Here is an 11178-nt window from a genome sequence, read left to right on the forward strand (position 1 = left end):
GTTGCAATTATTTTATGCTGAAATAGCAAAGCTTCTCTGTTTGTCCTTATACTCTTTGGGACTACAGTTATATTTTGCTTTAAAGATTTTAGAAAAATAGCTTCTACTGATAAAACCAATGCTGTAAACAACCTCGGAGATGTTCATATCGGTGGTCTTGATTAGGTTCTCTGCCAATCGTACCCTTACATCCCTTATATAGTCCGTTACCGTTGTGCCATGCATCATTTTAAAGCCTTCTTGCAATTTGGAAGGTGATAAACCTCCTTTTTTACAGAGATATGCTACGGATAGCTGTTTTTCGGGATAGTTGTTAATAAAGACGGACAGTTCCCTTACAATCTCTCTTTCCTTTTTTGTTAAGGAAGATTCTTGTACCGTTGCGTTCTTAAGGTCATCGGAATGCTGCTGTATCTCCAGGGCCAAGATCAAATGTACCAACCCTTCTATCATTAACTTTCTGGCAATCCCGGTCACGGATACGGTATTTATTTGACGTACCTTTTCCGCTACTTTTAGGTTGTAAGAACCTATGTATGCAAAATTGTCCACAACATTATCCTTGAAGAACAGTTTTTGAAGTTCATGGTTTAAATGGTTCTCGTTTCCCGCTCTTTTGGTAGGGCTTACGATAACCAGTATCATTTTAAGGCGCATGTCCTTCTCAAAATAGAGAACATTGTCCTGTAACGTTTTGCTTGTTAGAATACCTGTCTGAAAATTTTCCAAATCATGTTTTTCACCTTTGCGTCCAAAGCTGTGCGACACTTGACCTTGTGAGCAATAGGCAAAACAAATTGGGGTATATTGGGTGGAACTTGCCACCAACATAACATCTTCCGTGAATTCCATGTCAAACTCCATGTAGGATATGCCTCCTTTAAAAGAAATGCCTTTTATAAGGCCTTGCCCTAATGGATTGTCTATTTCGAGAATATGCTCCTCCGTATCATGTGTTAGGTTACCTGCAAAGTCTGCTTGCAATTGTTCGAACACTTGATGGATTTTTGCTGTTTTTAGGGATATCGTTTTCATGGCTTATTGTGTTTTAGGTTGTTTTTTCTATTACTGATTGATAATGAAAAATCTTGTTTTGTAAAGATCACCTACTAAGCCACAAAGTATTTTATACAACTTTTGGATTCTGTTATAGAACTTTTTGATATGCCCGGAAATAGTGTTAAAAAGCTCTTAAACAAGCTTTTTGATAGCGTCTTTGAGTAAGTTCCGGACTAAACAGGAAGGTAGATGGTGAAAACGGAGCCTTTGCCCTTCTCACCGGTTGCTTGGATATAGCCATGGTGGTTTTCGACTATTTTTTTACAAATGGCCAATCCGATGCCCGTACCGGAATATTGGGTTTTGGAGTGAAGGCGTTGAAACACTTCAAATATTTTATTTGCATTCGTATTATCAAAGCCTATCCCATTATCGGTAAAAGTTATTTTAAAAGAATGCTTTGAAGATTTCAAGAACTCTTCAGTAATCTGGTCATTGGCAACCATTTCAGATGTTACCCTTATTTTGGGAGCTACTTTGGGATTTCGATATTTTAAGGAGTTGGACACCAAATTACCGAAAAGTTGCTCGAGTTGAAAGCCTACTCCGTGTACCATGGGTAGATCCTCCCAAACAATTTCTGCTTCCTCGGCCTTAATGCGCTCTGCATTTTCTTCGCTGACCTTTTTCATGACACTGTTAAGGTCGACTACCTCAAAATCATCATGAGTGCTATCTATTCGAGAATAGTTCAACAGGTTACGGATCAAGGATTGCATCCTGGCCGCTACTTTGTCTATTCTATCAAAATATACTCTTCCTCTTTCGGACAATTTATTTTTTTCCTCCCCATCAATACGGGATATAAACATTTGGATTTTTCGCAAGGGCTCCTGTAAATCATGGCTTACTACCCTATTGAATGACTCCAGTTCCACATTGCTGCGCTCTAGTTCAAGATTCTTTATCCTCAATGCATTTTCTGCCGCTATTTGGTCGGATACGTCCTGTACTACACCGATCAGTACAGTTCTCCCATCCTTTTGTATAAACTGGCCCTTGGTACGTATGTGTTTTACTTCTCCGTTTTTAGATATGATTCTGTATGTATGGTCCCGTGGTTCTTTTTTTGCCCTATGCCATTCCCCGTATTCATCATATTGCTTCAAATCTTCTGGGTGCACAAAACTCCTGTATCTTTCCAGTGATGGTTTAAACTCGTCTGGTTCGCAACCCAATATTCGGTAATAGTTTTCGGATATTTCTGCCTCTCCGGTATCCAAGTACCATGTATAACTTCCAATTTTCGCCACTTTCTTGGCCTCGGACATAATAAAGTTCTGAACCTCCAATTCTTGGTTGGCCCTTAATAGGTTTTCCTTGGCCTTGTACTCCTCTGTATTGTTTCGCACTACTTCCAATATTCCACCATCCATTGCCCTAACAAAGGTGTGGAACCAAAATTGTTGGCCCTCCACGGTAACCTGACGCTCGAAATCTATGGTCTTGTTTTCAAGAAAACAATCTATCATCCGTTGCAGTTCGTTGTTCTTGAGAACAAACGGAAAAACATCGGTTATGGGCTTTCCAAGAAGTTCATCCGGTTCTAGGTTTAAATAGTCCCTGTTGCATATATTGGCGAAGGCTACCCTAAAATCGACCACCTTTGCATTGGAATCGTAAATGGGCTCATAATAGTTCATTATGTTATCGGTACTCTGAACAATGTTCTGCAACAAAGCCTCAGAGGATTGAATTTTGTTTTTGTGCCTCCGTAACCTGAAAAATGCTATAGTGAACATAACAATGGAAAACAGGGCAAGGAACAATGTGGTTAGCGGCGTAAGAAAGGTAAGCCTCCTATAGGTCACCAATTTGTCCTGAAGAAAGTTCTCGTTATTAGCCAGCATATTTCTCTTGAATCCCCTAAGTTTTTTTAGGATGGAAGCTGCTCTCTCCACATAAACCATGGCGGTAGAATCTGCCTCCATTGGTTTTACCTTACCGTGTAATGCGGTCAGGGTCGTATGTAGGCTATCCTTTAACTTTGAAACCGTATCCAAATTTCTCCGATGGTAGGGCATCTCCTTGACCAGTCCATACAACCTATCAAAGGTTCTATCATTTTGCAACTTATGGTCTATGTACGATGCTTCAAAAGTTGAATCCTTTAAAATCACAGATCTGAACTCTGCAGACTCCATCAGGTCATATTGGGTGAACAACTTATTTATTTCTTTGTCCACCGTTAAGGAATGGGATACCATCTCTGCGGAAACTTCCAGATCTCTTATCTGCTTGAACAATACGGTGGTAATAAAAAGAAGTAATACTATGGCCAATGCCAAGGCAATTCTGTCCACTACGGGTGATTGGGCTATGCGACGAAAAATCTTAAAATCCATTAGTAGTTGCAGTAACCTATTTTAAGGTTTTATTATAAGTAGCACATAATTAAAACATATGCTGCTCAATTTTGATCACAATCGCAACAAAAAATTATCCCGATTGAGGTTAGAGGTGTGGTACTGCCAATTGATCTGCAAAACCTTCTCTATGGAATCCCTCAATTTACTAAAGTTATTGGGCTTGTTCAAATAAACATTGGCTCCATTGACAAAAGTTTCCTCGATATCGTTTTCGGAACATGAAGTTGAATATATGGCAATGCACACATCATTGAGCTTTGGGTTTGAACGAATCTCCTTTAAACACTGCATTCCATTTTTAATGGGCATGTTCAGGTCCAAAAAAATCAAATTCGGCAGAATAATGTTAGGAAGGTTCAGGTAGTCCATCAATTCCTGTCCATCGCTCAACAACGATAGTTTTGTCCGGATGGAAATATCCTCAATAGCTTCTTGAAAAAATAAGCGGTCGTCCTCATCATCATCGGCAAGGGCTACATTTAAAATCTGTTTGCCTGAATTGGAAGGAAATTTATTCATATAGTTTGTTGTATTCTAGTACCTCTTCGTCTTTCCAATATCTCTTGAAACTTTGTAGGTGTCAATCCTGTTATTTTCTTAAACTGCCCGGACAAGTGTGCTACACTACTATAGTTTAAACGATAGGCTATTTCTGTTAATGTTAGGTCAGTGTCGGCCATAAGATCTTTGGCATGGTCGACTTTTCTGAGAATCACAAAATTCTCTATTGATGTATAGGTGGTTTCAGAAAAAAGGTTGGAGAGGTATGTATAGGAATAGTTTAATTTGTCGGCAAGATACTCGGAAACCTTTTGCGATTTTAACTGGTCATCTTCCAACATTTCGTTTATGGTATTCTTTATGCGCTGCACCAAGACTGTTTTCTGGTCGTTCAGGACATAAATGCCATATGCATTTAAATTATTGAACAATTCCTGCATCTCTTCATCAGAAATTGCCCGCTTTATCTCTATCTCACCAGTACCATGAAGCAGGTGGGGAATATCCAATTTATCCAATTGCTCCTTTAAAATGGTTTTACAAGTGATATTTAAATCATATTTGACACTAATTTTCATCCTTCTCCTGCATAATTTGGCAAAGTCTCTTTAAGGCCGGGGCAAGCCATTGCAAGTATAGACTAAATTTAAATAATTATTTAACACAATTGTGGTGTTTTTGGCCAATATTGAACTTACCGCATGAATGAAGGAAAGAATGTCTTGATGACTTATTCAATACTCTAATACAGAGTCTTTCCTTAAAAAAAACCTCTGTTTAATGGAACATACGTCCACGTTACCGTTAAGAAGAAAATAAATAATTGTATCTAGTAGAAGGGCACTAGATTTTTTTAAATGAATTTTGCGGATTCGTTGTTTATTAAATGGAAAAATCAAGAATCAATGCTTGCCTTATCGGAAACATTCTCATCGGGAATGGCCTTAAAGAATTCGGCTGCATCCAGATTCGCATTAGGCCCATATCCCAATAAATGGGTTCCTTTTTTTCCATCATTGGTTTCCAAAACATATAAAATTGACATGTCCGACGGGTTGCTCATACCTTCATAACGATGGTCGGCAACAATATGGACGTCATCTGGGGAATAGCTTGTTTTAGAATCGGAAGCAATCAGTTTTCCTTCCTCGAACCTAAAATTGGCAGTATATCCCTTTTCTTGATATGCTTTTATATAATCCTTTTCGTGCTTTGCGTTTTCATTTTCCATCCCTGATGCTATTTTTATCAAATATGGGGAAATGCAACTATTTTGGTTGACACATTACCTAACATTCTTGACCCATTTAAAAATAAAATTGGCACATAACTGAAAAATATACGTAATTAACAGTTTAAAACTAAATAATAGTGTCTTTGGCAATCTTCTTTTTACAAGTTGATCATAGCCCGGCCATAGCCTACTGCCTTATAGATTATAGCAATGAGCGTTACAATTGAAATACGTGATACGGACACCAAACAATTCATTAATGACCTAGCCGACAACCTCAAAATAAATGTTGAGGAAGAGAACAACGAACACTGCTTACGTTTACCTTCCAAATTGGGTTCGGGGTTCATTAAGGGCACTTGCTTTGAAAACGGTGTGGGCGTTTTGGAATTTGATTGCCAACTAAAAAAAGAACTGGTCCTGGCATACAAAAAAGGATTGGTACACCCTTTAAAACTTATTTTTAACAGGGAATCCCCTATTGTGCACAGGTTCGATGAAATCGATGGGGAGCATGAAATACAACGATTGGAGAACGCTATTTTATCGAGCACGCCACACAACAACCACATATTCAGTTTTCCTCCCAATCAACCCATTTGTGTTTATAGTTTGGAGATCAACAGGAAACTTTTCGAGGATAAGATCAGTGAGTTTCTTCCCGAAATGAATACAGATTTAATGGATCTCTTCCGCGATCTGAACGGTACCCAACTGTTTTATCACAAATCCCATTACAGTCTGGAAATTGCAAAGTTTATGGAAGAGTTTACAGAGTGCGATCTTACGGATTTTATGAAGACGGTGTACCAGGAAGGAAAGGCCTATGAAATATTATCCCATCAACTACAACAATATCTGGATGACCTCAATGGATCTGGAGAACATAAAATACTCAGACAGGCCACCCTGTCCAAAATTGAAAAAGCTGCAGAAATAATCCATGATGAGCTAAACAGAATGGACAATATTGTCAGTTTGGCCAAAAGAGTGGGATTGAACCAAACCACATTGCAACTTGGTTTTAAAAAGCTTTACAATGTATCGGTAAACGAATACATCCGAAATTACAGGATTGAAAAGACCAAAGAATACCTGGAAAATACCGACTTGAACATTACTGAGATAAGTTACAAGGTAGGAATAAATTCCAGAAGTTACCTTTCGAAGCTCTTTAAGGAAAAGTACAATATCACACCAAAGGAATACCACACTCAGGTCAAAAATGGCCATTCAAAATAATTTTCTATTTTGATTTAATCTTTACTTGTACAGTTTTTATGATTGTGCGATCTTTCCCAATCTTTTTATGATGTTTAAGTCATTGGAGATTTTGTTCATTTGTTGCCGAATGATCATCTCTACACTGGAAGGCAGATCTATTTCCTGCAATACCATTCTATAACTATCAAGCGTTGCTCCCTCGGCTTCTATGGCTCCTCCAAACATAGGCTCGTTCCTGTGTATGGAAAAATCCATCCATCCCTGTTGCAATGTTCCTGCGGAGCCTACGTTTTCCCTTATTTCTTGATTGAACTTCATCATCTCTATTTTCAGTTCATGCCCAAAATGACAGCGTTCCTTCGCCTTTTCTAAAAAAAAGTTTTTTAAAGAGGGACTATCGGCTAATTTCCCCGCCCTTTCGAACTCATTTTCGGAAATATATATTTTTTCCAGAAGATTATTGAGTTTCTTCCCCAGTGATCGAGAATAGTTCATTTACTTTTGATTTTAAGGGGGATGGCTTTATCGGGGGAGTAAGAATTCATCCTTATAACTAAAGATACTTCAAAATAAAGTTCAACGACTATCTCAGAAAAAATGATTGTTGACCCATTTGATCAACATATCTGTACAAAGAACACAAAAACATGCCCATTGCTGCCTTAATGGAAACGCAGGGGTTGATCTCCACTTTTTGAGTCAATATTTTTTTTGAATATGCTAAGGCAAAAAAATAAAAACCTATAGTTTCACCAAACCAATGATTAATCATTGGAATAACCTAGCCATCAACTTTAAGGTGACTCATTATGAAAAAGAAGGATCAAAAACAGCCTCAAGAAAACACGGAACTCGTTAAGGATGAAAACAGCCCCAAACGAAACTATATTTTCCAAAAAAGTGGTATTACCAAACTAGGATTTGTAATCATATTGGCAATACTCATACTCATCGTATTCGGAATTGTGCTTTCGGGACTCTTTTTTGAAACACCGGACCTTGCCTCCTCCTAGCATTGTGATATCATAATATTCTGCAAAGAGCAAGCTTAACACTGATTCAACTTTCCCAAACTTCTTTAAATGCAAAGTCTTCTTGGGGTACTCTTTGTCGGCCGGCCAACTCGCTTTCCTGAAGTTTCTTGGGCAACTTATCCAGTTCCCCGCCATAGTACCCTACCGCAATAGCGGATGAAATGTGGTACCCGTCCGGCACATTGAATTCTTTCTGGGCCTTTTTCCAATCTACACCGGCCATGTGGTGCAGTGCTATGTCCAAATATTGGGCTTGAACGGACATATTGCCCAAACAAAGCCCCAGATCGTGCAGCGCATGGAAATTCTCTTTTCCATCATTAGTTTTTTCCTTGTAAATGGCCAACATTAGCAAAGGGGCCTCTGGAGCCCATTTCTTGTTGAAATCACTTAAGCAATTCACAATCTTGTCAAAAGCTTCGGACCCTTTTTCGGCATAGATGAATCGCCATGGTTGTAAATTATTTGAACTGGCGGACCATCGGGCAGCTTCAAAAAGTTGATTTAACTGGCCTTTTTTAATTTTCTCGTCCCTAAATGTTCTCGGGCTGTATCTTTGCTTTAGCAAAGCAAAAATTTCGTAATCGGTATCCGCTATGTTACCTAATCTGACTTGTTCCAATTCTTTCTTCATCGCTCTTTTTATTTAAGTATACTTTTATCACTTCAGATCGCTTGTCACAAAACCTTATTATTTTGATGCTATTGCATTAAAAAAATCACATCGGTCTTTTTTGAACAAAATCGAGTTCTATCTATCTTTTGCCATTACGTTATTGAACATCTTCTTTACCATACTCCCTTTTGTATATCCTTACGATCACCAAAAACAGATTGATCAGTAAAGGGCCAAAAACCAGACCTATGAATCCAAACAAAGGTATTCCCACAATAACCCCTATCAAAGTGATCAGCGGGTGCACATCATCCAGTCTTTTGAGCACGTACAATCTGATGATGTTGTCCGTTAATCCTACCACAACGATCCCATATACAAGAATCCCCCAAGCTTGAAAAGTTTCCCCATCGCTCAATGTGAGTATAAAGACCGGAAGGGTTCCTAAAAGATTGCCTACAAAGGGAATCATGGAACCAATGGTAACCATTAGAGCCCAAAAAAATGGATTTTCTATTCCAAATATCAAGAAACCGATCAAAGCAACAACTCCTTGGGCCAACGCCACCAATGGGATTCCCAATGTATTTGCTTTGACAATATCCCGTATTTCCGCTCCAATAATCGTTAGGTTTTTGTTGCTTATGGGAACATAATCAAAAAGAGATTTGTAAAGTTTTTTTTGATTGGTTAGCATGTAATACAGAAGAAAATACATTATGGATATGGCGATTGCGGTATTGAAGGTGCCCCCCACAAAACCTTGCAGACTTCCCGACAGCCATTCAGATACGGCAGAAGCATCTACTTGTGAGCTGAACTTGTACCCCACTAGATTTTCAAAATACTGTATTTGTGATTTTATGATGGATGTGAGCTTTTCCGAATTATCCAACGCCTTACTGATTTTGTTTCCCAACATTAGCAAGGCCCCCGAAATCGGCAACAGTATAATGAAAAAGGACATTACCATTAGCAAACTGGCAGAGAGTACTGGATTCCATCCTTTGTCCACCAATTTTTTCATTGGCTTTTTCAATAATACAAACAACGTAATTGTTCCGAGCACTCCCGAAAAATAGGGAGCCATTTCCAACATGATCAACCCTCCGATCAATGAAATTAAAAGGAGAATAAAAATCTGGCGGATTATTTTCGGGTGGATATATTTCATAAACTTATTTAAATTGAAATCGCTTTATCAGTGGTTTCTCAAAGCACCTATGAGCTCTTTCTTTGACATTTTGGAACGGCCTTCTATACCTATCATCTTGGCCTTTTTATATAGTTCTTGCTTGGTCCATTCTTCATAAGGGCTTGCTTTGCCTCCTTTTTTTCCTGAATCCGGTGTATTTGCAATCCGGGCCGACTTTTCTTTACTGTAGCCCTTATCCCTCAAAGCTTCATATTGTTCTTCATTCTTTATTTGTGGATTTGGCATAACAATGATTTTTGATTTGTTGTAAGATTTAATACCTGACCTCTTCAAAATTTAAAAAATCAAGTGGGTATGCTTGCCCCATTTGACTTTTTTATTGTCTTTATAGGCATAATCAATCCTTGATAACCGTAAAAAAGATCAAACTTTTGATTGCGTCAATATTTTAAGTTTCCGGGGCGATCTCCCGCGATGGAAAGAAATACATTGGATGTAGAATTATTAATTTAAAATTATACAGATATGAACAACGATCAATTAGAAGGCAAGTGGAAACAGGTAAAAGGAAAGTTCAAAGAAAAATATGGTGAGCTTACCGATGACGACCTGAAATATTCCGAAGGAAAGTTTGACCAAATGTTGGGAAGACTTCAAGAAAAGACAGGAAATTCCAAAGAAACTTTGAAAAAGGAAATCGAAAAACTATAGGTTAAACCGGTTTTCCATAAAAAAGGCCCTCAAAATATTGAGGGCCTTTTTTATGGGTCAATATTTCCTGTGTTTTTACATCATTTGTCCAGGCTTGTATTGTCCTGCCTAAGCCACGATACCAAAACACCCAGAAAAAGAGCCAAAGCTATAAAGCCCAAAGAAATCCATTTTGGAAATACAATATGGTGAGCCAAAATCATTTTAAGCCCCACAAAACTTAAGATAGCGACCAAACTGTATTTAAGATATTGGAACTTATTGATCATATGGGCCAAAAAGAAGTACATGGACCTAAGACCCAAAATGGCAAATATATTTGAACTGAACACCAAAAAAGGGTCGGATGTAATGGCCAATATCGCCGGAACGCTGTCCAAAGCGAACAAAACATCAGTAAATTCAATAATTATCAACGCCATGAACAACGGAGTGGCTGCCGTAATGTGCCGTAGTTTCACAAAAAACTTTTGTCCATCCATATGTGAGGTGATGGGCATGATCTTTCGGAGATTCCGATAAATGAATGATTTTTTGGGTTCGAAGGGCTTTTCTTTGGAAACCACCATTCTTATGGCAGTAAATATTAAAAACGTCCCAAAGATATAGGTCGTGAAACTGAATTTTTTGATGAGCGCCACTCCAAAAAATATCATTAGGGCCCTAAAAACTATCGCACCCAGAATTCCCCAGAACAAGACACGGTGCTGATACTTTTGTGGTATTTGAAAAGAAGCGAAAATTACCGCGATAACAAAAATGTTGTCAATGCTCAAGGAAAGTTCAATAAGGTAGCCGGTAATGTAATCTATTGTGGCTTCCATGGGTTCGAGGCCATCAACATTATCTATTTTACCGGTACTGTATAGCCAATAGATAACTCCCGAGAACAGCATGGACAACGAAACCCAGACCGCGGTCCATAGTGATGCTTCCCTAACGCTTATCACGTGGGCATTTTTGTTGAAAACGCCCAAATCCAAAGCTAAAAAAACAAGAATACCCAAGAGGAAGATAATCCAAACCGTCATACGCTAAATGTATTATGGGTCGAAAATATACAAAGGAACAGATTCCCTCACCAAAACGTTGTATAATAAAATGTTAAACTGGAATTAAAGTAAATCAATGTCCTTGTTCCTTACTTAATCATACTGCGTTCAGGAGAGGTGTTTTATTGATACAACCTTACCTTTTTATACTATAATCATAAAATCTTCAGGTGAGAGTCGACGAAAAAATGCTTTTCAATTGAAGTGAATGAGCAAAAGAAA

13 protein-coding genes are annotated in these 11178 nt (G+C 38.3%); 3 read left to right on the top strand and 10 right to left on the bottom strand.

From position 1 onward, the window contains the following. Positions 1 to 12 precede the first annotated feature (12 nt). From J0656_RS05540 to J0656_RS05560, 5 genes are all read right to left on the bottom strand, one after another. Positions 13 to 1035 carry a helix-turn-helix domain-containing protein gene (locus tag J0656_RS05540; RefSeq protein ID WP_207032127.1) on the bottom strand — a complete coding sequence of 341 codons (1023 nt, stop codon included), beginning with the start codon at positions 1033 to 1035 and terminating at the stop codon, positions 13 to 15. A 197-nt stretch (positions 1036 to 1232) separates the two neighbouring features. Continuing rightward, entirely contained in the window at positions 1233 to 3404 is a 2172-nt protein-coding gene (locus J0656_RS05545; RefSeq protein WP_207032129.1) for a sensor histidine kinase, read from the bottom strand. Positions 3405 to 3479: 75 nt separating this feature from the next. After that, entirely contained in the window at positions 3480 to 3947 is a 468-nt protein-coding gene (locus J0656_RS05550) for a response regulator (protein ID WP_207032131.1), read from the bottom strand. Then, the gene (locus J0656_RS05555) at positions 3944 to 4507 is read right to left on the bottom strand and encodes a helix-turn-helix domain-containing protein (protein ID WP_207032132.1); all 564 of its coding nucleotides are present in this window, start codon (positions 4505 to 4507) and stop codon (positions 3944 to 3946) included. Before J0656_RS05555 ends, J0656_RS05550 begins: the two co-directional genes overlap by 4 nt. 317 nt (positions 4508 to 4824) lie before the next feature. Then, positions 4825 to 5160 (bottom strand): hypothetical protein, encoded by a 336-nt coding sequence (locus tag J0656_RS05560; protein ID WP_207032134.1) that lies wholly within the window; start codon positions 5158 to 5160, stop codon positions 4825 to 4827. 213 nt (positions 5161 to 5373) lie between these two features. Here J0656_RS05560 and J0656_RS05565 point away from each other — a divergent pair, with 213 nt between their 5' ends. Beyond that, complete coding sequence (locus J0656_RS05565; RefSeq protein ID WP_207032136.1) at positions 5374 to 6405, top strand: helix-turn-helix transcriptional regulator; 1032 nt, start codon at positions 5374 to 5376, stop codon at positions 6403 to 6405. A 36-nt stretch (positions 6406 to 6441) separates the two neighbouring features. Here J0656_RS05565 and J0656_RS05570 read toward each other — a convergent pair whose 3' ends face one another. Beyond that, entirely contained in the window at positions 6442 to 6882 is a 441-nt protein-coding gene (locus J0656_RS05570) for a DUF2383 domain-containing protein (protein ID WP_207032138.1), read from the bottom strand. 314 nt (positions 6883 to 7196) lie between these two features. Here J0656_RS05570 and J0656_RS05575 point away from each other — a divergent pair, with 314 nt between their 5' ends. Next, on the top strand, positions 7197 to 7400 hold the full coding sequence (locus tag J0656_RS05575) for a hypothetical protein (RefSeq protein WP_207032139.1): 204 nt from the start codon (positions 7197 to 7199) through the stop codon (positions 7398 to 7400). A 46-nt stretch (positions 7401 to 7446) separates the two neighbouring features. Here J0656_RS05575 and J0656_RS05580 read toward each other — a convergent pair whose 3' ends face one another. The 3 genes from J0656_RS05580 to J0656_RS05590 form a co-directional block, all read right to left on the bottom strand. After that, on the bottom strand, positions 7447 to 8055 hold the full coding sequence (locus J0656_RS05580) for a nitroreductase family protein (protein WP_207032141.1): 609 nt from the start codon (positions 8053 to 8055) through the stop codon (positions 7447 to 7449). 139 nt (positions 8056 to 8194) lie between these two features. After that, positions 8195 to 9211 carry an AI-2E family transporter gene (locus J0656_RS05585; protein ID WP_207032143.1) on the bottom strand — a complete coding sequence of 339 codons (1017 nt, stop codon included), beginning with the start codon at positions 9209 to 9211 and terminating at the stop codon, positions 8195 to 8197. Positions 9212 to 9238: 27 nt separating this feature from the next. After that, positions 9239 to 9478 (bottom strand): DUF7218 family protein, encoded by a 240-nt coding sequence (locus tag J0656_RS05590; RefSeq protein ID WP_207032145.1) that lies wholly within the window; start codon positions 9476 to 9478, stop codon positions 9239 to 9241. 240 nt (positions 9479 to 9718) lie between these two features. On the opposite strand from J0656_RS05590, the gene J0656_RS05595 reads away from it, so the two are divergent. Then, entirely contained in the window at positions 9719 to 9904 is a 186-nt protein-coding gene (locus tag J0656_RS05595) for a CsbD family protein (protein ID WP_207032147.1), read from the top strand. Positions 9905 to 9984: 80 nt separating this feature from the next. On the opposite strand, the gene J0656_RS05600 is transcribed toward J0656_RS05595, so the two are convergent. After that, a complete protein-coding gene (locus J0656_RS05600; protein WP_207032148.1) occupies positions 9985 to 10935 on the bottom strand; it encodes a TerC family protein in 951 nt (316 codons plus the stop codon). Between the last annotated feature and the right edge of the window lie 243 nt (positions 10936 to 11178).

This window comes from Flagellimonas aurea, from assembly GCF_017313785.1.
Classification (GTDB): Bacteria; Bacteroidota; Bacteroidia; order Flavobacteriales; family Flavobacteriaceae; genus Flagellimonas; species Flagellimonas aurea.